Annotated in this window: 20 protein-coding genes; 11 read left to right on the top strand and 9 right to left on the bottom strand. The window is 41.9% G+C overall.

From position 1 onward, the window contains the following. The first annotated feature begins 2 nt into the window (after positions 1–2). From HMPREF1532_RS07100 to HMPREF1532_RS07090, 3 genes are all read left to right on the top strand, one after another. A complete protein-coding gene (locus HMPREF1532_RS07100) occupies positions 3–857 on the top strand; it encodes a TolB-like translocation protein (RefSeq protein ID WP_005926915.1) in 855 nt (284 codons plus the stop codon). 10 nt (positions 858–867) lie between these two features. Next, the gene (locus HMPREF1532_RS07095; RefSeq protein WP_005926912.1) at positions 868–3,357 is read left to right on the top strand and encodes an Ig-like domain-containing protein; all 2,490 of its coding nucleotides are present in this window, start codon (positions 868–870) and stop codon (positions 3,355–3,357) included. Positions 3,358–3,426: 69 nt separating this feature from the next. Then, on the top strand, positions 3,427–5,889 hold the full coding sequence (locus HMPREF1532_RS07090) for a phosphodiester glycosidase family protein (protein WP_005926910.1): 2,463 nt from the start codon (positions 3,427–3,429) through the stop codon (positions 5,887–5,889). Positions 5,890–6,158: 269 nt separating this feature from the next. Here the strand turns inward: HMPREF1532_RS07090 and HMPREF1532_RS07085 are convergent, their stop codons facing one another. Then, a complete protein-coding gene (locus HMPREF1532_RS07085; protein WP_025819137.1) occupies positions 6,159–7,169 on the bottom strand; it encodes an aspartate-semialdehyde dehydrogenase in 1,011 nt (336 codons plus the stop codon). Between the two features lie 143 nt (positions 7,170–7,312). Between HMPREF1532_RS07085 and HMPREF1532_RS07080 the strand changes: the two genes are divergently transcribed. The 3 genes from HMPREF1532_RS07080 (at position 7,313) to HMPREF1532_RS07070 (ending at position 11,000) form a co-directional block, all read left to right on the top strand. Continuing rightward, entirely contained in the window at positions 7,313–9,445 is a 2,133-nt protein-coding gene (locus HMPREF1532_RS07080) for a cation:proton antiporter domain-containing protein (RefSeq protein WP_005926905.1), read from the top strand. Further along, positions 9,427–10,155, top strand: coding sequence for a tRNA threonylcarbamoyladenosine dehydratase (locus tag HMPREF1532_RS07075; protein ID WP_005926902.1), 729 nt, complete (start codon positions 9,427–9,429; stop codon positions 10,153–10,155). Before HMPREF1532_RS07080 ends, HMPREF1532_RS07075 begins: the two co-directional genes overlap by 19 nt. Before the next feature lie 188 nt (positions 10,156–10,343). Next, positions 10,344–11,000 (top strand): ABC transporter ATP-binding protein, encoded by a 657-nt coding sequence (locus HMPREF1532_RS07070; RefSeq protein ID WP_005926899.1) that lies wholly within the window; start codon positions 10,344–10,346, stop codon positions 10,998–11,000. A gap of 179 nt (positions 11,001–11,179) precedes the next feature. Here HMPREF1532_RS07070 and HMPREF1532_RS07065 read toward each other — a convergent pair whose 3' ends face one another. Together HMPREF1532_RS07065 and HMPREF1532_RS07060 are read right to left on the bottom strand one after the other, a co-directional pair. Then, positions 11,180–12,088: a ComEA family DNA-binding protein gene (locus tag HMPREF1532_RS07065; protein ID WP_005926896.1), complete on the bottom strand. Its 909-nt coding sequence runs from the start codon at positions 12,086–12,088 to the stop codon at positions 11,180–11,182. A 1-nt stretch (position 12,089) separates the two neighbouring features. Next, complete coding sequence (locus HMPREF1532_RS07060; RefSeq protein WP_005926894.1) at positions 12,090–13,457, bottom strand: sodium-dependent transporter; 1,368 nt, start codon at positions 13,455–13,457, stop codon at positions 12,090–12,092. Between the two features lie 101 nt (positions 13,458–13,558). Between HMPREF1532_RS07060 and HMPREF1532_RS07055 the strand changes: the two genes are divergently transcribed. Further along, positions 13,559–13,948 (top strand): VanZ family protein, encoded by a 390-nt coding sequence (locus tag HMPREF1532_RS07055; RefSeq protein WP_005926892.1) that lies wholly within the window; start codon positions 13,559–13,561, stop codon positions 13,946–13,948. A gap of 22 nt (positions 13,949–13,970) precedes the next feature. Here HMPREF1532_RS07055 and HMPREF1532_RS07050 read toward each other — a convergent pair whose 3' ends face one another. Together HMPREF1532_RS07050 and HMPREF1532_RS07045 are read right to left on the bottom strand one after the other, a co-directional pair. After that, positions 13,971–15,269 carry a UDP-N-acetylmuramoyl-tripeptide--D-alanyl-D-alanine ligase gene (locus tag HMPREF1532_RS07050; protein ID WP_005926890.1) on the bottom strand — a complete coding sequence of 433 codons (1,299 nt, stop codon included), beginning with the start codon at positions 15,267–15,269 and terminating at the stop codon, positions 13,971–13,973. Positions 15,270–15,431: 162 nt separating this feature from the next. Continuing rightward, positions 15,432–17,447, bottom strand: a complete 2,016-nt coding sequence (locus tag HMPREF1532_RS07045; RefSeq protein WP_005926888.1) for a sensor histidine kinase — start codon at positions 17,445–17,447, stop codon at positions 15,432–15,434. A gap of 121 nt (positions 17,448–17,568) precedes the next feature. Here HMPREF1532_RS07045 and folP point away from each other — a divergent pair, with 121 nt between their 5' ends. From folP to HMPREF1532_RS07025, 4 genes are all read left to right on the top strand, one after another. Next, complete coding sequence (folP, locus tag HMPREF1532_RS07040; RefSeq protein ID WP_005926867.1) at positions 17,569–18,423, top strand: dihydropteroate synthase; 855 nt, start codon at positions 17,569–17,571, stop codon at positions 18,421–18,423. Between the two features lie 44 nt (positions 18,424–18,467). After that, entirely contained in the window at positions 18,468–19,232 is a 765-nt protein-coding gene (gene cdaA / locus HMPREF1532_RS07035) for a diadenylate cyclase CdaA (RefSeq protein ID WP_025819138.1), read from the top strand. Positions 19,233–19,245: 13 nt separating this feature from the next. Continuing rightward, the gene (locus HMPREF1532_RS07030; RefSeq protein WP_005926861.1) at positions 19,246–20,787 is read left to right on the top strand and encodes a TldD/PmbA family protein; all 1,542 of its coding nucleotides are present in this window, start codon (positions 19,246–19,248) and stop codon (positions 20,785–20,787) included. Between the two features lie 89 nt (positions 20,788–20,876). Further along, complete coding sequence (locus HMPREF1532_RS07025; protein ID WP_025819139.1) at positions 20,877–22,196, top strand: TldD/PmbA family protein; 1,320 nt, start codon at positions 20,877–20,879, stop codon at positions 22,194–22,196. Between the two features lie 105 nt (positions 22,197–22,301). Here HMPREF1532_RS07025 and HMPREF1532_RS07020 read toward each other — a convergent pair whose 3' ends face one another. The 4 genes from HMPREF1532_RS07020 to HMPREF1532_RS07005 form a co-directional block, all read right to left on the bottom strand. Beyond that, on the bottom strand, positions 22,302–23,312 hold the full coding sequence (locus tag HMPREF1532_RS07020) for a GNAT family N-acetyltransferase (RefSeq protein ID WP_005926855.1): 1,011 nt from the start codon (positions 23,310–23,312) through the stop codon (positions 22,302–22,304). 72 nt (positions 23,313–23,384) lie between these two features. Then, positions 23,385–24,302 carry a DUF2156 domain-containing protein gene (locus HMPREF1532_RS07015; RefSeq protein ID WP_005926852.1) on the bottom strand — a complete coding sequence of 306 codons (918 nt, stop codon included), beginning with the start codon at positions 24,300–24,302 and terminating at the stop codon, positions 23,385–23,387. Between the two features lie 56 nt (positions 24,303–24,358). Next, entirely contained in the window at positions 24,359–25,054 is a 696-nt protein-coding gene (locus HMPREF1532_RS07010) for an LrgB family protein (RefSeq protein ID WP_005926849.1), read from the bottom strand. Further along, positions 25,051–25,389 (bottom strand): CidA/LrgA family protein, encoded by a 339-nt coding sequence (locus HMPREF1532_RS07005; protein ID WP_005926846.1) that lies wholly within the window; start codon positions 25,387–25,389, stop codon positions 25,051–25,053. Before HMPREF1532_RS07005 ends, HMPREF1532_RS07010 begins: the two co-directional genes overlap by 4 nt. Between the last annotated feature and the right edge of the window lie 110 nt (positions 25,390–25,499).

Genomic DNA, 25,499 nt, shown 5'->3' with positions numbered 1-25,499 from the left:
TTATGAAGAAAAATTATTGTTTGTGGATATTACTGGCCTGTAATGTCTTTCTTGCTCAAGCCCAATTAGTAAAGGTAGAGCGGAGTTATAAAATAAATAAAGAGACACCGGGCTTTTATCCTGTTTTTAGTAATGACGGGAAGGAATTGTTGTATACCTCCGAAAATTATAAGGGACTATTCTTGTACGACCTGAAGAGTAAAACCTCTGATGTGATAACCGAAGTGGACGGTGCAGGATATAATCCGGCCTTTGACCGGAATGGCGAACAAGTTTACTATCGGGCCACGGAGAAAGTGAATATGCGTCAGCAGAACACATGGATGTGTTATCAGCGGAAAGAAGAAAAAAATGTGCGTTGTGCAGATGCAGCGACTGCGCGTCCGTTGTCGGCGCAGCGTTTAGGAAGCCCGATGGGCAATACACTGACGGCTTATACGGATAAACTATGCCTGATCGTTGAAACGAATGGATTGAAAAACGTATTACATCCGTTGGAAAAAACGGATAGATATTTGTGGGGGAGTTTGTCTCCGGATGGAAACAGAATACTCTTTACTGCCGTAGGTAAAGGAACGTATGTGTGTGATTTAAAAGGAAAAGTACTTGCAGAGATCGGATATCTGAATGCACCGGTATGGTATGATAGGGATCGAATCGTTGGAATGGTAGATAAGGATAATGGAGATTATATAACTTCATCTTCTGTTGTGATGGTTTCTGCTGATGGCAAGCAACGGCAGATACTGGTACCATCTACGGAGAAAGCGATGTATCCTGCTGTGAATAGGTCGAGTGGAAGAATAGCCTATAACACGTTGGAGGGTGATATAATTGTATTAGAATTGGAAAAGTAATATGAGTATTATGAAACATATATGTTATCTAATTATAGCTCTCTTTCTGTTGAATGCAAATAAGGGCTATTCCCAAGATTTGTCCGGAGTAACAATATTGGTAAACCCCGGGCATGGAGGATTTGACAGTGATGACCGGAATATACCATTTGGAAAATTCAAACCGGGCGATCAGAATGGTTTTTGGGAGTCTCAGAGTAACTTTGATAAAGGAATACAGTTGCGTGAGCTTCTTGAAAATGCGGGAGCTACTGTGGTGATGTCTCGTTTGTCAAATAACCCCACCGTTTATAAGACGGATGAGGCCGGCAACATTGTAACGGATGAGGATGGGGACCCGATTATTATCTATACGGACGACACTCCATTGACACAGATTGTCCGGATGGCTAACGAAGCCGAAGCGGATTATATGCTGTCGATTCATAGTAATGCCGGGGTCACGAATTATGTATTACAACTATACGCAGGTGTAGATCCTGGGGATACTCATGTATATCCTACTGCCACTCCTTTTTCGGACCGTAGTAGAGAAATCAGTACGGTGATTGCAAAGAATCTTTATGAAAACGAGGTGAATAGTTGGGCATCCGAATATACGGTCCGTGGCGATAAAACATTTGGGCGTACCGTTATGGGGTGGAGTAATGGATACGGTGTGTTGAGAGGGTTGACTGTACCCGGATGTATATCAGAGGGCTCGATGCATGATTATATTCCTGAGACCCGCCGCCTGATGAATATGGAATATAAGTGGCTGGAAGCATGGCATTTCTACAAGTCTTTTTGTGAAATATTTAATGCCGGTACCATTCCGACGGGAAATATTGCAGGAAGTGTACATGATAGTAGGAATAAAGATATGGGAAGTCATGTCAAGATCAGAAATTCGAAAGATGAACTGTTGGCGTTGAACAATGCTGTCGTTACCGTGAATCCGGGAAACCTGACGTATACAACAGATGATATAGATAATGGAGTATTTGTGTTTAAGCAACTGGCTCCCGGAAAATATACGGTAAATGTGGCGGCTGATCAGTATTTTGATAAGACGTATGAACTGGAGGTGAAGGCAGGTGAGACATCTTATTTGGACGCACGCCTGGATATGCAACGTTTGACTCCCCCGGAGGTGATCAACTATTCTCCGCAGGTCGGGGAAGACGAAGTGGTGGAGTGTAATACGAAAATCATATTTGAGTTTAATTGGGATGTGGATGTAGAGTCGGCCATAGCGGCATTTTCAATTACTCCCGAGGTGAAAGGTTCCATTGTGTTTGAAGATAGTCAGCATCGGATGATTTTTTCTCCGGATAAACCTTATGAGATTTCGACGTTGTATACGGTTAAACTGGATAAAAGTCTGAAACATCCGGGCGAACTGTCGATGGAAAATGACTTTAGTTTTCAGTTCTTCACCAATAATCGCAATCAACTGGAACTTTTAGGCTGTTACCCGACTCCTGGAATGGAATATGTCAATTATGGTACGAGTGCACCTTTTGAATTCAGATTTGATAATAAGTTGAATTCTACTTTGGCAAGAGATGCTGTTAAAATCTATGATTCTAAAGGAGAAGAGATATCTAAGGTTCCTCGTTCTATTAAGGTAAATTCGGTTAGTGCTCCTTACGGTTCTTTGGCATTTACGCTTTCGGGCGGATTGATTGAGAATGAAACGTATAGGGTCGTTATCGATCGCAATATGGTAGATGTGAACGGTATCGATATTGTAGAACCGATGGATTATACGTTTAAGGCGGTAGATATAAGAGTTACGGACCGAACTGTGGGAATGGACATGGAGGCTACGGGTGCCTTTACCTACTCTTCGGAAAATAGTGTGGAAGTGGCTTCTGCAAGTACCTCCCGGAATACGTCCAAAGTGCTGTTCGGGGCGGCTTCTTGTCTGCTGAAATATACCTTTGCGGCCGACGAGGCAAATGGGGTGGTTGCTTATCAGACAACGGCCGGATTCCCAGTCGATGCAACCCGGGCAATCGGTATGCATATTTTGGGTGATTTGACGGGAAATGAAGTTTGGCTACAATTATCTTCTGCCGACGGAGATGTGCAGGAACTCAAACTGACCGATCTCACCTTCTGCGATTGGAGTTTTGTGGAGGTCTCTTTAGATGCTTTGCCTGCGGGGAAGACATACACATTTACAGGTTTGAAAATTAGGCAGAAAGAACGGCCTTTGACGAATACCGGAACTATTTATATAGATAATGTCTTGGTTTACGACAATACATTGACATCGATAACGTCTGAAACGGTTTCGACTTTCTCTTTCAGTTATATTGCCGAGACCAATGAAGTCGTGGCGAATAGTGAAGAAATCGTATGTATGAAATTGTATTCTTTATCGGGCAAGTTACTGCGGTATGTGGATACGTCTCGAATGAGTCTTGGCGGATTGCCAAAGGGCATTTGTATAATGGAAGCCGGGTTTAGCTCAGGGGGAACTGTTTCACAAAAGATATTCGTGGGAAATTGATGTTGATTTTATGGTGACGACCGGCAGGCGTATGCCGGCCGTCACTTCATCTATAATTATAGGATGGAAATGAAGAATATATTTTTGTTGTATGTGGCATTGTTGATTTCTGCTACGACTTTGAGAGCTCAGGAACCTTTATGGGGAACTCCGGATACATTGGAACATTATACGTTGGGAGCCGGTGTACAATACACAAAGATTGCTTATCGGGATAAGCCTGTGTTAATGTGGGTTACTACTATTGATCTTACTAATCCTTATACGCAAATAGAACAAGTGCAATCACACAATAAAGTACCCGATGTCTCTCGGGAAACCGTGATGAGTATGTCAAGAAGCAATACATACCCGGGACATCGCGTTTGTGCGGCATTCAACCATGATTTCTTTGTGTATGAATCCGGGGTGTGTATCGGTGTTAATATTAGCAATGGCGAGATACCCTTTGCTTCCGGAAGCGGACGCTCTATTTTTGCAATCTCACAAGAAAAGACTGCTGCTGTGTTTTATCCGTCTTTGATCTCGAAAATTCTTTTGAAGGATGGTAGTGAAGTAAATATAGATTATTATAACTCGAGTGCTACGGCTCTGGTAGGTAATTGTATTCTATTCAATCGTATGAATTCCAGGATACTGACAGACCCCGGTTTGTATATTAAGATAAAACCGTTGGATACCTGGACGGTGAACGGTAATGACATCCGATGCGAGGTTCAGGAGGTCTCTGATACACCGATACAGACATCGGCTACCGAATATGTAATCTATGCCAGAAATGAAAGTGTGCAAAGCTTTGAAAATAAAATTAAGGCAGGAGATGTTATAGCTGTTTTCCAGAAGTTTGTAAAAGGAAAATTCGGTGAACCTTTGAAGGATATTGTTGCCGGTTTTCATGGTTATCCGAGCATTGCCTACGAAGGGAAATTACACGATGGGGAATACAATGATTTTGAGAATGGCCGTGAGTTCGAAGTTTCTGCGCGGGTAATGGCAGGCATGTCTCAAGATGGAAAAACGGTGTATATCGTGACTGTGGAAGGCGGGACAAAAGAAAGTCCTGGAGTGAATTGTATTGACATTGCAAATTGGATGTTAGTTCATGGCTCCTGGAATGTTGTCAACTTTGACAGTGGCGGTTCTGCAACGATAGCAGTTGATCATGAAATGTTGAATTATCCGATGCGTGGAGGAGAAATTCGTCCGGTAGCCGATGCTTTATTGGTCGTATCTACTGAACCGGAATCAGAGACCGTTGCTTCTTACTCTTTTGTAGTTCCTAACCTGTATACAACGGCTGTGTCATTGAATCCGTTGACTCTTTTATCTTTTAATGAATATGGTAAAGTTTTGGAGAAAGGCGGACAGGGATTTACTTACCGGTGTATACCGGAAGATATGGGATACGTGGATGCAGATGGGGTATTTCATGCTGCTTTAAATACTACAGGAGGGCGTATTATCGCATCAAAAGATGGGAAAGAAGCCATTCTGAATGTTTTTGTATCTCCGGTTTCGGATGTACAGGCATATCCTCAAAGTCTATTGATAGACGGTCATCGCGAATTTCCGATAAGGATTGATGCAACATCGGGAAATAAGGTTTATCAGTTGGACCCAAGTGCTTTTATCTGGACTTCTTCGAATCCGGATTGCTGCCGGGTAGAAGCCGGAATAATAAAAGGAGTGGCCAATGGTGAAACAGAGTTGCAAGGTACTTTGGAGGATTTGAGTGTGTGTGTGAAGGTAAAAGTTGAAATCGCCGATGAAGACAGGATACAGGAGACTTTTGCAGATATGGCGTCATGGCCGATGAAAACGACTGGTACATTCTCTAATCTGAGGTTTGAAAATTACGGGTTACCGGTAGGATGGGATAATGGGGTCAATATGGTATTTGATGTTAAAACCGGCCGTTCGGCATATATTGAATTTACCAAACCTGTGACTTTTTATAGCTTGCCCGATTCTATTTCTTTTCGGATGTTTGTGAAAGACGATCTGGTTAAAGAACTTTACTTGGATTTTGCTTCGAACACAAAAGTAAGTTTTGAAAAGGTGAGGTTGGAACCTGCCTGGGGGATTGACTCTGTGTATTCCATATCTTTTATGGATAACGGAATCCCATTAGACCTTATAGAATATCCGTTGACCCTGACCGGTATGAAGTTTTATCTTAAGCCGGGGATGACCTTTACCGATACAAGAATCTCTTTTAAAGACCTTACGGCCCATTATCCGTTATCTCAAGGGGTAGGGGTTTCTGAAACTCTTGTCGATGATGCTGTTTCGTGGTTGAATTATTCTGGTGGAGAGGCGATTTTACATTATTCTTTATTAAAAGCGGGAACGGCTTCTATTTCATTGTGGACAGCCGATGGGCGAAATCTTATGAGCCATCTTACGAATCGTTTGCTTGCCGGAAAATATACATATAATGTACCCCTTCATTCATTGGACAGTGGGGTATACTTCTTGTCTGTATTGATAGATGGCAGGAGGGATACACACAAGCTAATGGTGAGAAAATAGATCGGAAGAGGTACATCGAGTCTGTTTCATATTATTGAAACGAACGGTTTCTCTTTATTGAAACTAACGGTTTCCACTGTATGGAACCAATCGTTTCATCCGTATGAAACGAATGGTTCCTCCGAAAGAAACTTTTCGTTTCAATAGGTGAAACTGTAGGTCACTTTACTTGTCATGGGTGTTAGGTGAATATATGTGAATGTGAAAAAGGCGTCCGAACAATCAATGATCGGGCGTCTTTTCTTTCATAATACCTTTAGACGGTGTTTTTATCCTACATTTTTTTCTTTAATCAGATATTCTGCAATCTGTACGGCATTCAGTGCGGCGCCTTTCTTTATTTGGTCGCCCACAATCCAGAAAGTCAGTCCGCAATCATTTGTCAAGTCTTTGCGGATGCGGCCTACGTATACAGGATCCTTACCGGCAAGGAACAGCGGCATCGGGTAATCTTTTTCGGCGGGATTGTCCTGAAGAACGAGACCGTCGCCTTTGGCAAAGGCTTCGCGGGCTTCTTCCACCGAGATAGGACGTTCGGTTTCCACCCAGATGCTTTCGGAGTGTGCTCTCAATGCCGGGACACGTACACAGGTAGCACTGACCTTGATGTCCGAGTGCATGATTTTACGGGTTTCATTGTACATTTTCATCTCTTCCTTGGTATATCCGTTTTCGGTGAATACATCAATTTGAGGAATCAGATTGAAAGCCAATTGATATGCAAACTTTTCTACCGTGACGGGTTCGTTTGCGAGTACCTGGCGGTATTGCTCGTAAAGTTCGTCCATTGCTGCTGCACCTGCCCCGCTGGCTGCCTGATAAGTAGATACATGCACGGTTTTTATATGTGAAAGTTGTTCGATGGCTTTCAATGCAACTACCATTTGGATAGTTGTACAGTTGGGGTTAGCGATGATACCGCGCGGGCGGTCCTTGGCATCGGCTGCATTCACTTCGGGCACCACCAAAGGTACGTCGTTGTCCATACGGAAAGCGCTGGAATTATCAATCATCACAGCACCATATTTGGTGATGGTTTCTGCAAATTCCTTAGATGTACCTGCACCAGCGGATGTGAAAGCAATATCTACCCCTTTAAAGTCATCGTTGTGTTGTAAGAGTTTGACCTCGATCTGTTTACCGCGGAAGGTATATTGGCTTCCGGCACTGCGTTTAGAGCCGAACAAAACTAACTCGTCCAACGGAAAATTTCTCTCATCGAGCACGCGCAGGAACTCTTGTCCTACGGCTCCGCTTACGCCAACAATAGCTACTTTCATCTTTTTCTTTTGTTTTAATTGAATATTGATTTTCTTTTCTATTCTTCCGAATAGTAAATAATTGGCTGCAAAATTATAACATTCTGGCATATAATTGATAACTTTTTTGTTATTTTGCAGAGAAAACGTAAAAACTTGGATATATGGAGTGGCTTGATTTTGATTTTAACCTACCTATAACAGATCCTACATGGATATTTCTCCTTGTACTTCTTATTATCTTGTTTGCTCCTATGGTGTTGGGACGGCTCCGCATTCCTCATATTATCGGTATGATTCTGGCTGGAGTGGTGATTGGAGAGCATGGGTTCAATATTTTGGCACGTGACAGTAGTTTTGAACTGTTTGGTAAAGTCGGACTCTACTATATCATGTTTCTTGCCGGGCTGGAAATGAACATGGGCGACTTCAAGAAAAACCGGGGGAAAGCTGTGGTGTTGGGATTATTGGCTTTTGTCATTCCTATGGCATTGGGGTTCATTACCAATATGACCGTATTGAAATATGGTTTTATCACGTCGGTTCTGCTGGCCAGTATGTACGCTTCTCATACGCTGGTTGCTTATCCCATCGTGATCCGGTATGGAGTGTCACGCCATCGCAGTGTCAGCATTGCAGTGGGAGGTACGGCGGTAACGGATACCCTGACCCTGCTGGTACTGGCTGTAATCGGCGGCCTGTTTAAGGGAGAGTCTTCGGAGATGTTCTGGCTGTGGCTGGTGGTGAAAGTCATTTTCTTAGGTTTCCTGATCATTTTCTTCTTTCCGCGTATTGGTCGTTGGTTCTTCCGTAAATATGACGACAACGTGATGCAGTTTATTTTCGTTCTTGCCATGGTATTTCTTGGAGCAGGATTGATGGAATTTGTCGGGATGGAAGGCATTTTGGGGGCGTTCCTTGCCGGATTGGTCTTGAACCGTCTCATACCGCATGTCTCACCGTTGATGAATCACCTTGAGTTTGTAGGGAATGCTTTGTTTATTCCTTATTTCTTGATCGGGGTGGGAATGTTGATCGATATTAAGATACTTTTCGGACACGGAGATGCGTTAAAGGTGGCTGTGGTGATGACTACGGTAGCTTTGGCCAGCAAGTGGATCGCTTCGTGGCTTACCCAAAAAATATACAAGATGAAAGCGATCGAACGTGAACTGATGTTCGGTCTAAGTAATGCCCAGGCGGCCGCAACTTTGGCAGCCGTATTGGTGGGGTATAATATTATTCTTCCCAGTGGAGAGCGATTGTTGAATGAAGATGTGCTGAACGGTACGATAGTCCTGATTTTGTTCACTTGTATCATCAGTTCGTTTGCAACGGAAAGAGCGGCGCGTAAATTGGCAATGAATGAAGCACAACTGGATGCGGAGGATAAGAAAAATATTCCGGAGAAGATTTTGATACCGGTGGCAAATCCGGAAACAATCGAAGAATTGATAAATCTGTCTCTGGTCATTCGTGATTCTAAACAAAGGAACAACCTGATGGCACTGAATGTTATCAATGATAACAGTAGTTCCGAGCAGTTGGAGTCGAGAGGGAAGAGGAATCTGGAACGCGCGGCCATGATAGCGGCGTCGGCAGATGTTTCTTTGACGCAGATTAGCAGGTATGATTTGAATATTGCTTCCGGTATTATTCATACTGCCAAGGAATATGAGGTGACAGATGTGATTATCGGATTGCACCGTAAGGTTAACATTGTAGATTCTTTTTTTGGAAATCTGGCAGACAGCTTATTGAAAGGTTTGCATCGGGAGGTAATGATAGCGAAATTCCTCATGCCGGTAAATACTTTGCGACGTATTATCATAGCTGTTCCCCCTAAAGCGGAGTATGAGGCCGGCTTTCAGAAATGGGTCGGTCACTTCTGCCGTATGGCAAGTATTTTAGGGTGCCGGGCACATTTTTTTGCGAACGAACAGACCTTGGGATATTTACAGCAGTTGGTAAAGAATAAATATGGGTTGACGATGACCGACTTTTCTCATTTGGATGATTGGGACGATTTGTTATTGCTCACAGGACAAGTGAACTACGATCATCTGCTGGTTATAATCAGCGCACGGCGTGGTTCAATCTCTTATGATACGGCTTTCGAGAAACTGCCGGCACAACTTGGAAAATATTTCTCCAATAATAGTCTTATTATTTTATACCCGGATCAGTTGGGTGAACCTCAGGAGGCACTCTCTTTTTCCAATCCGCGTGGAAGCAATGAGTCGCAGCATTATGAGAAAGTGGGTAAATGGTTCTATAAATGGTTAAAGAAGAGTTAATGATAAATTGGAAACAAAGAACGGAGCTTTTGTTGGGTGAAGATAAAATGGCTCGTTTACAATCTGCTCACGTACTTGTGGTCGGTTTGGGCGGAGTCGGCGCCTATGCTGCCGAAATGATTTGCCGTGCCGGTGTGGGACGGATGACCATTGTCGATGCAGATACGGTGCAAATTACCAATTTAAACCGGCAGTTGCCTGCGATGCATTCTACCTTGGGAATGTTTAAGGCTGATGTTTTGGAAGCGAGATTTAAGGATATCAATCCGGATCTGGAGTTGAAGGTATTACCTGTCTTTTTGAAGGATGAGAATATTCCGGATTTGCTGGACGCTGATGAATATGATTTTATTGTTGATGCAATAGATACTTTAAGTCCGAAATGTTATCTTATCTATCATGCTTTGCAAAGACGTATTAAAATAGTGTCAAGCATGGGAGCCGGTGCGAAGAGCGATATAACCCAAGTTCGTTTCGCCGATCTTTGGGATACATACCATTGCGGATTGAGTAAGGCCGTGCGCAAGCGTTTACAGAAGATGGGGGTAAAACGGAAAGTACCGGTAGTATTCAGTACGGAGCAAGCCGATCCGAAAGCTGTATTATTGACTGATGATGAAATGAATAAGAAGTCTACGTGTGGTACAGTGAGCTATATGCCTGCTGTATTTGGCTGTTATTTAGCAGAATATGTTATAAAACGATTGTAGAATAATGTGCCAATGAATAATGTGCCAATATGCCAATGTGCCAATGTGCCAATTGGCTGCGCTATGGCAAACATGCCGCATGGTAATTGGCACATTGGCACATTGGCACATTGGCACATTGGCACATTGGCATATTGGCACATTGGCATATTATTCATTGGCACATTATTATTAATTACATTATTCTTATGATAAGATTAGAGGGAATCACAAAGAATTTCGGATCATTGCAAGTCTTGAAAGGTATTGATTTGGAAATAAATAAAGGGGAGGTTGTCAGCATTGTCGGGCCGAGTGGAGCTGGTAAAACTACCTTGTTGCAAATTATGGGTACGCTCGATGAACCGGATAACGGTAATGTCTATATAGATGGAACCAAAGTCAGTAAAATGAAAGAAAAAGAACTTTCTGCCTTTAGAAACAAGCACGTCGGTTTCGTTTTTCAATTTCATCAATTACTTCCGGAGTTTACTGCGTTGGAAAATGTAATGATTCCAGCTTTGATTGCCGGCACTTCATCCAAGGAAGCTACTGCTCGTGCATTGGAGATATTGAGCTTTATGGGACTTGCAGAGCGGGCTTCACATAAACCGAATGAACTCTCCGGTGGAGAAAAACAACGGGTGGCCGTGTCCCGTGCCCTTATCAATAATCCGGCAGTGATATTGGCGGATGAACCTTCCGGTAGTTTGGATACACATAATAAAGAGGAGTTGCACCAATTGTTTTTTAAACTTCGTGACCAGTTAGGGCAGACATTTGTTATTGTGACACACGATGAGAGTTTGGCTCGGATAACCGATCGGACAGTCCATATAATAGATGGAATAATTAATAACTGTTAATAAGTTGAACGAAATTCTGAAAAAAAGATACCAAACGGCTAATGTATAGTTCATTATTAACTAATTAGCCGTATCTTTATATCGCTTCTCTACAGAAGTCTGTGAAGATGGTACGTAGAGTGTTTGTTTTGTTTGTGTGTGATGCATTCTTATCTAGTGTGATAAGGATGCATCTTTTTTTATTCAAAACAGACATAAGGCGATATTCGTTCCAGATCTTTTTCGGAGAATTCTTCATAGAGCTTCAGCTGATCCAGATTTTGTATTTTTCCTTTCTTCCTGCGATACTCGACGATGGCTTTTGCCTGGTAAAAGTTGATATAAGGGTGGGCTTTCAGACGTTCTATCCCGGTTTTGTTGAGGTTCATCCGGAGAGTGCCTCCTTCCTCTACAGAGAACCAAGTGCATAGCTTGTCCACGGGCAAATGTATATCCTGTAACTGTTCTACTTTATAGAAGCCTCCCAACTGTTTTCTGTATCCTACGATCATACGGGCGATAGCACTGCCTATACCGGGTATCTTTTTAAATTCGATGGTATCGGATTGATTTAAATCGATTACGGTTCCTGTCGGGTATTTGTAATATTGCAGAGAATCCTGTGCTTTTTTGTGGGTTAATAACCGGATGGTATCCTTGACTCTATGTTTTTCTGCTGTAGATATAGAAATATAAGGTAAAAGAGTCTTATACTGTTTTTCTGTCAGTCCGTATATTTTGCGAAGATCTTCCGGCTTACGGAAATTCCCTCCTTTTGCCCGGTAACGGAGGATATTGCCGGCCATCCATGAAGGGAGTCCGAGACTTAGAAATGTACTGGAATCGGCAGTGTTGGGATCGAAAGAAGCCAATACGATTTTATGCTTTTGGGAAAAGTGATCAGCATTGTCACTTTTGGGGGAGTGCTCCCGTTTTTTTATGGATGTAATGAACGTTTCATATTCTTTTTCGGATTCCGGATTGTCTTTTATTTCGGTGTCCCTCGCCGGCATGAACCACGAGATGGTACAAACTAAAGTGATCAGTATGGTAAGTATTAAAATACCTTGCCGTTCGGTACGAGAAAAATAAAAGAAATCTTTCCACATGTTATTTAAGCAATCCCAGTTCGTTGATAAAGATACAGGAAATTGCTATAGGTGCAATATATTTCAATATAAAAATGATAAGTTTATAAACCGGTATTTTGAGCGAACCGTTATTGGTTATCTCGCTCCATACGATTTTCTTGTCGAGATACCATCCGGTGAATATGGAAACGCATAACCCGCCGAGAGGCAACATGATTTTGGCAGTGACAAAGTCGAATAAGTCGAACATACCCAATCCGAATACGGTGATGTTTTTAGTCACTCCGAGTGAGAGCGAGCAAAATATACCTAAGAAAATACATCCGCCTGTAACCAGTTGTGCTGCACGTTTTCTCGTGAATTTAAACTCTTCATGCAAATAAGCGGTAACTACCTCGTGCATGGAAATGGTCGATGTAAGTGCTGCTACGGCGAGCAATACATAAAACATCACTGAAAAGATATATGCTAATATCGGGATGCCGCTAAATGCCTGTTGGAACACATTGGGCAGAGTAATAAAGATGAGACTTGGCCCGGCATCAGGCTGTATGCCTACAGAAAAAGCTGCTGGGAAAATAATAAAGCCGGCCAGGATTGCCACCAGCGTATCGATGATTCCTACACTGAAAGCTGTTTTTGTCAGATTGGTCTCTTTGTTGAAATAGGAAGCATAAGTACAGAGACACCCCATGCCCAGACTAAGGGAGAAGAAAGCTTGCCCCATGGCGCTTAGGAATACATTCCCGTTTACTTTGCTGAAATCCGGTTTTAGCAGAAACTCGATCCCTTTGTTTGCACCCGGCAAAGAAACCGAACATACTACCAGAATAAGAATAATGATAAATAGTAGGGGCATCATTATTTTAGATGATTTTTCAATTCCTTTCTCGACGCCTTTCACTATGATGAAATGAGTTCCTAATAGAAATAGGGTCAACCACAGTATCGGTCGCCAAGGGCTACTTGAAAAAGCTTGGAAAGAAGAAATGAACTCATCGGGCGTTTTTCCTGCAAAACGATTGGTTACCGCTTCGATAATGTATTCAAGTGTCCAGCCGGCTACTACCGAATAGTAACTGAGAATAAGAAATCCCGCCAGTACACCCATCCGGCCCACCCAACGCCAATGAGTGCCCGGAGCTAACTTCTGATAAGCTCTTGCCGTATTGGCACGTGAATGCCGGCCGATAAGGAATTCGGATACCATGATAGGCATACCCAATAAAAGGATACATCCCAGATAAATAATGATAAAGGCGGCGCCGCCATGATTGCCGGTTTCATATGGAAATCTCCAGATGTTACCTAATCCTACGGCTGAGCCTGCAGAGGCAAGTATTACACCTAACTTACTACCAAAATTCGCCCTGTCATTTTTCGTCATAAAAGCTTTTTTATCTTACAATTCGATATGTTTTTTATCTAAAACATGCAAATATAGAAAATGTTCCTTATATTTGCCACTCATCTGTAATTTATTTAGATATGCTTTACTATATTAAGAAATATCCTGTTTCTATAATAATTATTCTGACGGTTATCTATTTATCGTTTTTTAAACCGCCTTCAACTGAACTGAGCAAGATACCGAACATTGATAAGATTGTTCATCTTTGTATGTATTTTGGAATGTCCGGTATGCTATGGCTCGAGTTTTTACGTACTCATAGAAAAGTACCGGCTCCGATGTGGCATGCATGGATAGGGGCGTTTTTCTGTCCGGTGCTGTTTAGCGGATGTGTAGAGCTATTGCAGGAGTATTGTACCACTTACCGTGGTGGAGATTGGCTGGATTTTGCTGCGAATGCTACAGGGGCGGTCTTGGCAAGTCTGGTGGCTTATTATGTAGTGCGCCCCCGTATACTGAAGCGGTAATCGATAAAGATTCAATAGTAGATTACAGATAATCTACTATTGAACTCAGTCTTATTCCATTGGAACCTTTTATCAGGATAGTATGGTCTTTGGGTGTGTTATTCTGTAGTGCTTGTATAAGTTCTTGGGTATTGGCATATGTTTGATAAGAATGGCGGGCTGCCGTAAACTGATTGCCGACCAATATTACTTTTTCAAATTCGCATTCTTTGATGAAATCTACTATTTTTTGATGTTCTGCTGCGCTTTCTGCACCTAACTCACGCATGTCTCCTAATATGAGCATTTTGTGTTTGACTTTCATCCGGTTGAAGTTCTCCAATGCGGCCATCATGCTTGTTGGATTTGCATTATAGGCATCGATAATCAGCGTATTATCGGCTGTCTTCTTAAGTTGCGAACGATTGTTTTGAGGGGTATAATTAGAAAGTGCTTCATTGATTTTATCCGCTTCTACTCCAAAGAATGTCCCGATGGTAATGGCGGCTAATGCATTGGGAAAGTTGTATTCTCCGATAAGCTGTGTTTGCACTTCATGTTTCTCACCGTCTTTTCCTGCTTTCCATTCAAAAGTGAGATAAGGAGAGTTTCCGGTCACACGGCCATTAATATAGAGGTTTTCTTCGCTTCCATAAAAAATCTTGTTAAGCCCGGAAGCTATATTCATGAGATGGGGATTATCGTGATGAATGAAGATAGTGGAATTTTCTTTTTTACGCAAGAAGTCATAAAGTTCTCCTTTCGTTTTTATAACCCCCTCAAATGAGCCGAATCCTTCCAGATGGGCTTTACCTACATTGGTAATGATACCGTAATCCGGTTCCGCAATATTAGATAAGAATTTAATTTCTCCCGGGTGGTTGGCACCCATTTCGATGACCGCCAGATCGTGTTCTGCCTTTAAGCGTAGCAAAGTGGTGGGAACCCCGATGTGGTTATTCAGGTTTCCCAAGGTATAAAGTACATGATAGGATTGTGACAATACTGCGGATATTAATTCTTTGGTGGTTGTTTTACCATTCGTTCCGGTAATTCCTATGATGCGTGTGCCCAATTGGCGACGGTGATAATTAGCAAGCTGTTGTAACGTTTCCAAACAGTTGTCCACCAGAATATAACGTTCGTCATCTTTTGGATTATGGCCTGTTTCGTCAATGACTGCATATGCACAGCCATCATTTAAGGCTTGTGCAGCGAAAGCATTGCCATTAAATGAGTCACCTTTGAGCGCAATGAATAAAGAACCTTTCGGACAGTTTCTACTGTCGGTGGTTACTGTACCACAGTTTAGAAATATTTGATAAAGGGTAGAAATTTCCATGTTTTTATAATTGAAAGACGCGGGCAAACTTACACAAAAAACTTTGATTATGATATGAAGTTGATGAAGAAATAAAACAGATCGGGCTTTTTATCGTTGGATTATAATCCATATCACCAGGAATTTTATATTTAATGTCATTCGATAAACTTGAAAATAATATTATTGCACGGGAAGAGTTAAAACGAAACGGCTTCCTGTTTTGTTTGTTTTGTCTATTACGAGATTTCCCCCTAACTTTTGGGCTAATAGCTTGCTGAGTGCGAGTCCGAGTCCGCACCCTTGTGAGAAATTGCTCACTTTAGTGAAGCGCTCGAATATTATTTCTTGTTTATCGGCAGGTATGCCTATGCCTGTATCCGTAACGCTGATGGAAATCTGATCTTTTGCTTCCGATAAAGAGTACGCAAGTGTGATCTTTCCTTTCTCTGTGAATTTGGCGGCGTTATGTAGTAAATTGAAGAGTATTTTGGATACGGCTTCTTTATTCGTATGGATAAAGAGTTCGCTGTTCCCCGGATGGAATTCAAGGCTGACATCCTTTGATATATAAGGTTGGATTTTGGAAAGAGCTTGTTCACAACAAATATGAATATTGGTGCTTTCAAGCTCCATGTCTTCGCTCGATTCTAAATCTGATAGTTCTAATACATCATCTATCAATTTTAATAGTTTGTCACTGTTTTTTTCTATCAGATTGGCAAACTCATGTGTTTCATCGTCCTTCTTGAACTGGCTGGAAATAACTTGGGAGAACCCTACGATAGAGTTGAGCGGAGTTCGTATTTCATGTGTCATGTTGCGGATGAACGAGGTTTTCATATTGCTGGCTTTTTCTGCCTTATCCCGTGCTTTGCGCAGATTGTTTTCTGATTCTGTCAACTCTTGGTTTTTGATAAGAAGCAACTTTTTGGAGTGTTTCAATTTTTTGTTCAAGTAGAATTCTCTATAGAACAGAATAAACACGATGAAAAGAGTACTCACCAATAGTAGGATGAAGCTGCGGTTGTGTTTTAATTCGGCTTCTTTCGCTTTTAGCTCCAGTTCTTTTTTTTCGATTTTAATCTTTTCAAAATTTAGAAGTGAAGAAAATTCAGTAATGGCCGCCTGCTCGTTTATATTATTTATTGAGTCTGCCAGATTGATATAGTCATACAGATAATCGGCTGCCAGATCCTTTTGTCTCATCCAATAATAGGTTTGCCCTTTTCTCATTTTAACTTCCAGACCCAGTTGTGTTTCTCCCATCTCGGCCGCAAGTTTTTCCTGTTCTTCTAAAGCTTGCAGTGCTTTTTGATACTGTTTGGTTTGTTTGTAATAACTTTCTCGGGAAATTATTAAATTCTTTTGCCTGTTGATTAGTGTTTTGTCATGCTTAAAGAGTTCTTCCGCTTCTTCAAGGGCTTTTTGAGCTTTTTCCAATTGGTTAACCCTTAAATAGTAGGCTACATACTGTAATTTTTGTTCGAATGCCTGGTTGTTGTTATGTACGAGCTTTTCCGCTTTTTTTATTATGTCGTTAGCTTTTTGCGGTTGTAGCATGTCATTGTACAACTTAGCTACCGACATGTATTTACTATGTAGATTATAGGCGTTCAAATGGTATGTTTCTATTATTTCGATAGCCTTTAGTTTGGCGTCGATTGCTTGCTGTCTGAGTCTTTTCAGAATGTATATATCACCGATACAATCATAACAATAGGCAATACCTTCTTTATTATCTTCTTGCTGTGCTTCTCTCAGCATATTTTGAGCTTCATAAAGAGCTGTATTGAATTTTCCGTTTTTGATATAAAATAGAATTAATCGTTTTCCCCAGGCGAAATAATAATATTTGGATTGCTCTGTCTCTTGTGCGAATTTTTTTACGCGCTCTACCCATGCAATAATACTGTCTTCCTGTCCTTTGAAGTAATAATAATCGAGCTTTGTAGAGAGTGCAACGGCTTGCATCCTTGGGTCGGATTTGGTTTGGGCCATCGTAAACAAGGTATCGGACATGGGCAAAACGATCGGTGATTGGATATTTGCCTTACATTGCTGGTAGTATACATAAAGTGTACTATCTACGTTGTACTCTTTCATTTCCCTGTTCTGGGCGATTGTGGTAGTACTTAGCAGCAGTATAATGAATAGTACAGAAAATCTGCCTATTGTTATATATGGAAGATCTTTCATCTCAATAGTCTTTATTTAGTTGGGGGTGTGTGCAAATATACGTTTATTTCTTGCAATGATGCATGGTAACTTGCTTTTTTTCTCTACATTTGCAATAAATCTAACAGAAACAAAGAGATTAATGAACTCATTAGTACATAGATATTTGAATGTTAACGGGCAGTTGCTCGATCTCTCTGTCCCTCAAGTGATGGGAATTCTGAATGTTACTCCAGACTCTTTTTATGCCGGCAGCCGGATGCAGACTGAAGCGGATATTGCGCAGCGTGCGCAACAAATATTGAGCGAAGGTGCTTCTATAATCGATATTGGTGCTTACTCTTCCCGGCCGAATGCGGAGAATATCTCTTCGAAAGAGGAAATGCATCGTTTACGGATGGGCTTGGAGGTTCTGAAACGAAATCATCCGGATGCCATCATTTCGGTAGATACTTTCCGGGCTGATGTGGCAGAGTGGTGTGTGAAAGAGTATGGCGTTGCCATTATTAATGATATTGCTGCCGGTGAAATGGATTCGGAAATGTTTGAAACCGTAGCCCGTCTGGGGGTACCCTACATCATGATGCATATGCAAGGCACCCCACAGAGCATGCAGACGGAGCCACATTACGATAATCTTCTGAAAGAGATATTTATGTATTTTGCAAAGAAAATACAGCAATTGCGTGATTTGGGAGTGAAAGACATTGTTCTTGACCCCGGTTTCGGATTTGGGAAAACATTGGAGCATAATTATGAACTGATGGCACATCTCGAGGAGTTTAAAGTGTTCGAACTGCCTTTATTGGTTGGGATATCCAGAAAGTCAATGATCTATCGTCTGTTTGGAAGTACTCCTCAGGAAGCGTTGAATGGGACTACCGTATTGGATACGATAGCCTTGATGAAAGGGGCTGATATTATCCGGGTGCATGATGTGCGCGAAGCTGTGGAGGCTGTAAAGATGGTAGAGAAAATAGTCGGTTATAAATTCTGAATGCGTTTATGGGAGAATATCAAATAATAGCTATGGCTGCGGGGATGTTTTTTGAATTCGGTATAAAAGATTTCATTGATATTCTGTTGGTTGCTTTCCTGCTGTATTACGTCTATAAGTTGATGAAGGCTTCCGGTTCTATCAAAGTTTTTACTGGTATTCTGGTTTTTATTTTGATATGGCTGGTGGTGACTCAGGTATTGGAAATGAAGCTTTTGGGTTCTATTTTCAATACATTGATGAATGTGGGTGTGTTGGCCTTGATTGTATTGTTTCAGGATGAAATACGGCGTTTCTTGTTTACATTGGGTTCACATCAGCATGTCAGCGCTCTGGCCCGTTTCTTCACCGGAAATAAGAAAGAATCTTTGGAACATGAAGATATTATGCCTGTGGTAATGGCATGTATCAGTATGGGAAAACAGAAGGTAGGTGCTTTGATTGTGATTGAACATAATGTGCCTTTGGATAATATTGTCCGCACTGGTGAATTGATAAATGCCAATGTAAACCAGCGCTTGATAGAGAATATCTTTTTTAAAAACAGCCCGTTGCATGATGGGGCAATGGTAATCAGTAAAAAGCGTATAAAAGCGGCAGGTTGTATATTGCCTGTTTCGCACAATTTGGATATTCCCAAGGAATTGGGACTGCGCCATCGGGCTGCGATGGGAATTTCTCAGGAGTCGGATGCACATGCCATTATTGTGTCTGAAGAAACCGGCGCTATTTCTGTGGCTTATCGCGGCCAATTTTATCTTCGCCTCAATGCCGAAGAATTGGAAAGCTTGTTGACTAAAAAATCTTGATTAATAAAAACATATGGACAGACGAAATTTCTTGAGAACAGGAGGAATGGCATTACTCGGCTCACTGGCAGCCGGTTCGGTGCTTGCCATGCCTTCGTCGGCAAAAGGAGCCATGGGGGGAGGCGATCAGAAAGCTGCTCTTTTATCGGCTATGAACCATTTTGGAGTGAGTGAAGAAAATATGAGAAAGGTATTGGCTGCCGCTCTTGAAAAGGGAGGAGACTATGCCGATCTTTTCTTTGAACATACCTTTACTAATGTTATCGGATTGAAAGATGGAGCGGTGAACAGCTGTAATTCGTATATCGATTTCGGTATGGGAGTTCGTGTTCTTGCCGGTGACCAGAGCGGATATGCTTATGTGGAAAATGTGACGCTCGATGATATGTTGAATGCCGCACGTACGGCGGCCCGGATTGCTTCCGGAAACAAAAAGGCGGGGCCGGTAGGCTTGAAGGCAAAGACTTTGAAGAAAAATTATTATTCCGTAACTACTTCTTGGGAAGAAGTCAGTTTGAAAGATAAGATGCCTTATTTGCAGAAACTGAATGATAAGATATTCTCATTGGATAAACGGGTGTCCAAAGTAATGGCGAACCAAAGTGATACGACCTCTCATATTCTTTTCTGTAATAGTGAAGGGGTGATGTATTATGATTATCGTCCGATGGTGACACTGGGTGCTGTTTGTATTATGGAAGAGAATGGTAGAATGGAAAATAGTTATGCCGCCCGTGCTTATCGCAAAGGTTTTGAATTCCTTTCGGATGATCTGGTAGAAATACTGGCACGTGAAGCGGTGGATAATACTGCCATTTTATTTAAGGCTATAAAACCTAAAGGGGGTGAGATGCCTGTGGTAATGGGGGCAGGCGGTTCCGGTATTTTGTTGCATGAGGCTATCGGGCATGCATTTGAAGCTGATTTTAATCGTAAAAATGTTTCTATTTTCTCTGATCAGTTGAATAAGAAAGTATGCAATGAGCACATCTCTGTAATTGATGACGGTACGATTCCGTTTAATCGCGGTTCTGTAAACTTCGATGACGAGGGAGTGGACGGGCAGAAAACCTATCTGGTGAAGGAAGGGGTTTTGACAAGCTATATGCACGACCGTATCAGTGCCAGGCATTATGGCATTGCACCTACCGGTAACGGACGTCGGGAAACATTCCGTAATGTACCTATTCCGCGTATGCGTGCTACGTATATGGAACCGGGAAATATGAAAGAAGAGGATATTATTGCTTCTGTGAAACAGGGAATCTTCGTCGATCAGTTTACAAACGGACAGGTGCAAATCGGTGCGGGTGACTTTACTTTCTTTGTAAAATCGGGATATCTGATTGAAAACGGAAAGCTGACACAACCTATTAAGGATATTAACATTATCGGTAACGGTCCGAAAGCATTGGCAGACATCACAATGGTGGCTGATAATGATAAGATTGATAATGGTACCTGGACTTGTGGCAAAGACGGACAGTCTTGTCCCGTAACCTGTGGAATGCCTTCGGCATTGGTTAGTAAACTGACCGTTGGAGGAGAAAACTAAAACATAAAAAGAAACAAAAGTTGTAAGTCGAAGCATCGGACAGAAGTTCTGTCTAACTTTCAACTTTCAACTCTCAACTTTCAACTCTTATGATATCAGACAACAATAAAAAACTGGCTCAATGGGCAATGGATTATGCCTTAAAGAACGGTTGCCAGGAAGCAAAAGTGAACCTTTATTCCGGTTCTAACACTTCTTTTGAACTGCGCGACGCCAAAATGGATCGTTTGCAGCAAGCCTCAGAGAACGGATTGACTATCTTCTTATATGTAGACGGACGCTATGGAACTTATTCTACCAATCGTCTGGACAAGAAAGAACTGGAAACATTTATAACGAACGGTATCGAATCTACGCGTTATTTAGCAAAAGACGAGGCTCGTGTATTGCCGGATGCTTCCCGCTATTATAAAGGGGGAAAACCGGATTTGAAACTTCTGGATCCTAAATTCTCTTCTATTCAGCCGGATGATAAGATTGCGTTGGCTAAAGCTGTTGCCGAGGAAGCACTGGGACGGGATGAACGTATTATTTCCGTCGGTTCTTCCTATAGTGATGGAGAGAATTTTGGTTACAGACTTACCAGCAATGGCTTTGAAGGGGAAACAAAGAGTAGTTGGTATTCCCTTTCTGCCGAAGTGGCAATAAAAGGAGAAGGAGAGGCACGTCCTTCTGCCGGTTGGTATGAGTCTTCGCTTTATTTTGATAAGCTGGTTAAGGGGGATATCGGGCGTAAAGCTTTGGAACGTGCTTTGCGTAAAGTGGGACAAAAGAAGGTTAAGTCCGGTAAGTATACGATGGTAGTAGACCCATTGAATGCCGGTCAATTGTTGGGTCCGTTGATAAGCGCGCTATATGGTTCTGCCCTGCAGCAGAGAAATTCTTTCTTGCTGAATAAACTGAATGAAAAAGTGGTTGCCGATAAAATGACCTTGATGGATGAACCTCATCTGGTACAGGCATCCGGTGCCCGTTATTTCGACAGTGAAGGAGTTGCGACTGAACGTCGGGCTGTTTTTAAGAATGGTATATTGAATACTTATTTCATCGATACTTATAATGCGAAGAAGATGGGAACAGCTTCTACGGTAAATTCTCCGTCTATTCTGGTATTGCAAACAGGCAAAAACGATTTGGACGGGTTAGTTGCAGAAGTGGATAAAGGCATTCTGATCACCGGTTTTAACGGTGGTAATTGCAACAGTTCTACGGGAGACTTCTCTTATGGTATCGAGGGTTTCCTCATTGAAAATGGAAAATTGACTCAACCGGTTTCCGAAATGAATGTGACCGGTAATATGCTGGCTCTCTGGTCTTCTTTGGTAGAAACGGGAAATGATCCCCGTCTTTCCTCTTCCTGGCGCATACCGTCATTGGTATTTGAGGGAGTGGATTTTAGCGGACTCTGATTAATCTTATATAGTTTTTTCTTTGGAATGCCACAACATCCTGTATGTCTGTTTTCCGGATTCTTGTTCGGAGTGGATATACAGGATGTTTTTGTATGACGTATTTTAATTGAGCATTAAACTCATATAAGGCTTCAATGGGAGGAGAATTTTTTCGCATAATTCTCCAATGGTCAATTGTGAGTGACTTCCCGGTAGGCGTTCTTTACTGAACATGCATTTTCCCTTGCAGAGATAGTAGTAACCGTTGTTTGTCGTCAATACTTTGTCTGTGAGCTCAATGTTCATTTCTATATTGGGATAGGAAGCCGCATAGATCTGGAGAAATGTTTTCGCGTCAACGATACGTGCCATGCCCAAAACGAACGGTTTGCCATTTACCGCGGGAGGAGTGAGGAGTGTGACTTTACCGTTTTTTTTGTCCTGTTGGATATGGTAGAGCAAAGCTTTTTCTATTTCTTTGTTTTCTGCGAACAATTCACTTATTTGTAATCTGTTTTCTTGTTGGTACACAATTGCTACTCCGCTTATCTTTTTTTCATAAATGGCTATATACATTTTCCCTCTACTTATTTCGAGATCGGCAAGAATAACTTTAAAGTCCGTTTGAGTGTGTTGGATACAGCAGGGGCGTTCTTTCATCTTTTGATTGAGGTATTGATATACCTCTTCCTGTTCATCGGTCAATCTCTTTACGGAGACACCGGTGGAAGAACGATCTTGATCTGGAATATCGTTTTCTGAATAGCAAAATACCGGTGCATATCCCATATGGGCATAATAATCGAATAACCAGGGTTCGGCCGGGATCAATGTACTTAAGATAACATTGTTGTGCAGCATCTTCGTTAAAGCCTGTGATAATAGTTCCTTCATTACACCCTTACCCCGGTAGTCGGGGTGGGTACAGGCGCCGGAGATATATGATGTCTGGATCTGTTTGCCACAAAAAGTCATAGGATAGGGAAGCATCTGAAGTGCGGAAATAACCTCATCACCGCTTTCTATGGCGATGTTTACTTCATTGTTGTAACGCAGCCGGAAATACATTTCTATGAACGCTTCGCTATCTTCAAAGCAAAGTTTCCATAATGCCTTTACTTTTTCCTTTATCATTTTCCTTTTATGTCTTTGGGTGTTTGATGTGTACTTGAATTTTTTTATGCAGGAGTCAAATGGATGTTTGTTCTACCATTTAATCATATTTTGTGGTTGCTCTTTCAGGCACGCCATGTACTTTTCGAGAATAGTTACGGGTTGATAAGATAACTTGGCTTTGCGTAATCCTTCAATTCCCAAATCTTCTTCTCGGTTGATGTAAATGTACTGTTCCGGGATGTGGTTGGCAAATTCATAATTAATCATCGCATAAGCGCCGTCGATATTTGTGTCGGCTTTTTCTACATGTACGCCGAAAGTCTCTTTGTTGATCGGCATGCCGAAAGTGAAAGCAACAATTGTACCGTCTACATGTAAAATTCCACCTGTCAGTCCTAATGCTTCGAAATTGTGCAATGCATAAATCAAGGCACGGCGCTCATTACCGGTTCCTTCCTGTTGGTCGCAGTTGTTTACTTTGCACCATTCGGCTTCCAGATCAAGGCATTCCTGAATGCGATCGGGGGTGATAGGGGTATATTCGTAATTACCGTATGTGTTACGGAATTTATTGATATGGTTTCGCTTTGCTTGAAATTTCTTCCCTTTCAGGGTGGCGAGATCCGTGCGGAGATAGATGTAGTCGGCATAGTCTCTGTCTGCTGTAAATGTGAATTGTCCGGGCATGATGTTTTCGAGTTCTTCCCTCATACACGAACAGACACCGAGCATGCAGAATGGTTGCCCTTCCTGCCGGGCATTTTCAATAAGCGCTTCCAACACTTTTTTTAAGTCTCCTTGTCCTACGGGCATCATATACGCCAGCTTTTCACCGGCCCAGAATTTAAAAACCAGCCAATCGTTGACGATCGCAAATTTGGTATGATACAGGAATCTCCAACTACAGAGGTTGGAGAAAGAAAGGTCGCAATTGCGGCGACAACTGTTCATTGTATATCCCGTGATGGTATCTTTATCTTGAAGTGTGATATCTTTGAAATCTATCATATAAAGTCGTTTTCTTTTTTAGTGTATAATTATATAACAAATATAAGTCATTTTTGTTATAACATACCCAATAATCGGAGAATAGTCGGTGTTAACAATGCGGTAAATATGCCGTTGAGAGTTAACCCCAAACTGGCATATGCTCCGTATTTACTGCTGATATCCATAGCAGTGGAAGTTCCTACTGCATGAGCGGCCGTTCCCATGGAGAGACCTTGGGCTATCGGGCTGCCTACATGCATCAGTTTCATTGTCTTGAATCCGAGGATAGCACCGAGCAACCCTACGCAAACTACTACGGCGGCTGTCAGTGAGGGAATGCCTCCTAATGTTTTAGTTACTTCCATGGCAATAGGTGTGGTAACCGATTTAGGAGCTAATGACAGAATAACCTCTTGAGATGCTCCCATTAATTTGGCTATCAATACCACGGAAACAACACCGATAAAGCAACCGGCCAGTTGCGACAGCAAGATAGGTAACAACTGCTTTTTGATTGTTTCCAATTGAAGGTATAACGGGACTCCTAACGCCACAACTGCCGGTTTCAACCAAAACTCGATCAGATGCCCGCCTTTATTATATGTTTCATAACTGATATGCGTCATTTTCAGAAAGACGATCAGGACGGCAATGGTCAATAAAATAGGATTTAGCAAAAGAAATCCGGTTTTCTTTTGCAGTAATTTGGCGAAGAAATAAATCCCGAAGGTAATCGCCAACAAGAAAAACTCATTTTCTAAATAACTCATTTGATTTTCCGTGCTAATTGATGAACCCATCCGGTAACGATAAGCACAAGGATGGTACTGATAAGGGTTGCAATCACTATCGGCCAGAATTGTGCCGCAATAATGTCAAAATAAAGCATGAGCGCCACTCCCGGCGGGATAAAGAAGAAACCGAGATTGGCAACCAGAAAGTCGGACATGCCTTGCACCCATTGCAATTTAATCCAACCTAATTTCAGAAAGAGGGTGAGCAGCAACATTCCTATGATGCTGGACGGGAGCTTGATCCCTGTAAGAAAAACAATCAATTCACCCAAAGCCAAACAGCCAAATAAAATGGCACACTGACGTATCATATTTTTTACCTATTGAATTTGAAAACGCGGCAAAGTTATGAAATTACTGATAGAGTTGTCACTGCTTTCCGTGAAGAATTTTCTTTTACCGCTCTTTTTGTGAAAAAAAA

The organism is Bacteroides salyersiae WAL 10018 = DSM 18765 = JCM 12988 (assembly GCF_000381365.1).
GTDB classification, from domain to species: Bacteria; Bacteroidota; Bacteroidia; order Bacteroidales; family Bacteroidaceae; genus Bacteroides; species Bacteroides salyersiae.
The sequence above is the reverse complement of the archived record's forward strand: the minus strand, read 5'-3'. Positions and strand labels throughout refer to the sequence as shown.

Excerpts from the sequence above, each read along its gene's own strand:
- HMPREF1532_RS07100 (WP_005926915.1), top strand. The coding sequence starts at position 3 with ATGAAGAAAAATTATTGTTTGTGGATATTACTGGCCTGTAATGTCTTT.
- HMPREF1532_RS07095 (WP_005926912.1), top strand. The coding sequence starts at position 868 with ATGAAACATATATGTTATCTAATTATAGCTCTCTTTCTGTTGAATGCA.
- HMPREF1532_RS07090 (WP_005926910.1), top strand. The coding sequence starts at position 3,427 with ATGAAGAATATATTTTTGTTGTATGTGGCATTGTTGATTTCTGCTACG.
- HMPREF1532_RS07085 (WP_025819137.1), bottom strand. The coding sequence starts at position 7,169 with ATGAAAGTAGCTATTGTTGGCGTAAGCGGAGCCGTAGGACAAGAGTTC.
- HMPREF1532_RS07080 (WP_005926905.1), top strand. The coding sequence starts at position 7,313 with ATGGAGTGGCTTGATTTTGATTTTAACCTACCTATAACAGATCCTACA.
- HMPREF1532_RS07075 (WP_005926902.1), top strand. The coding sequence starts at position 9,427 with ATGGTTAAAGAAGAGTTAATGATAAATTGGAAACAAAGAACGGAGCTT.
- HMPREF1532_RS07070 (WP_005926899.1), top strand. The coding sequence starts at position 10,344 with ATGATAAGATTAGAGGGAATCACAAAGAATTTCGGATCATTGCAAGTC.
- HMPREF1532_RS07065 (WP_005926896.1), bottom strand. The coding sequence starts at position 12,088 with ATGTGGAAAGATTTCTTTTATTTTTCTCGTACCGAACGGCAAGGTATT.
- HMPREF1532_RS07060 (WP_005926894.1), bottom strand. The coding sequence starts at position 13,457 with ATGACGAAAAATGACAGGGCGAATTTTGGTAGTAAGTTAGGTGTAATA.
- HMPREF1532_RS07055 (WP_005926892.1), top strand. The coding sequence starts at position 13,559 with ATGCTTTACTATATTAAGAAATATCCTGTTTCTATAATAATTATTCTG.
- HMPREF1532_RS07050 (WP_005926890.1), bottom strand. The coding sequence starts at position 15,269 with ATGGAAATTTCTACCCTTTATCAAATATTTCTAAACTGTGGTACAGTA.
- HMPREF1532_RS07045 (WP_005926888.1), bottom strand. The coding sequence starts at position 17,447 with ATGAAAGATCTTCCATATATAACAATAGGCAGATTTTCTGTACTATTC.
- folP (WP_005926867.1), top strand. The coding sequence starts at position 17,569 with ATGAACTCATTAGTACATAGATATTTGAATGTTAACGGGCAGTTGCTC.
- cdaA (WP_025819138.1), top strand. The coding sequence starts at position 18,468 with ATGTTTTTTGAATTCGGTATAAAAGATTTCATTGATATTCTGTTGGTT.
- HMPREF1532_RS07030 (WP_005926861.1), top strand. The coding sequence starts at position 19,246 with ATGGACAGACGAAATTTCTTGAGAACAGGAGGAATGGCATTACTCGGC.
- HMPREF1532_RS07025 (WP_025819139.1), top strand. The coding sequence starts at position 20,877 with ATGATATCAGACAACAATAAAAAACTGGCTCAATGGGCAATGGATTAT.
- HMPREF1532_RS07020 (WP_005926855.1), bottom strand. The coding sequence starts at position 23,312 with ATGATAAAGGAAAAAGTAAAGGCATTATGGAAACTTTGCTTTGAAGAT.
- HMPREF1532_RS07015 (WP_005926852.1), bottom strand. The coding sequence starts at position 24,302 with ATGATAGATTTCAAAGATATCACACTTCAAGATAAAGATACCATCACG.
- HMPREF1532_RS07010 (WP_005926849.1), bottom strand. The coding sequence starts at position 25,054 with ATGAGTTATTTAGAAAATGAGTTTTTCTTGTTGGCGATTACCTTCGGG.
- HMPREF1532_RS07005 (WP_005926846.1), bottom strand. The coding sequence starts at position 25,389 with ATGATACGTCAGTGTGCCATTTTATTTGGCTGTTTGGCTTTGGGTGAA.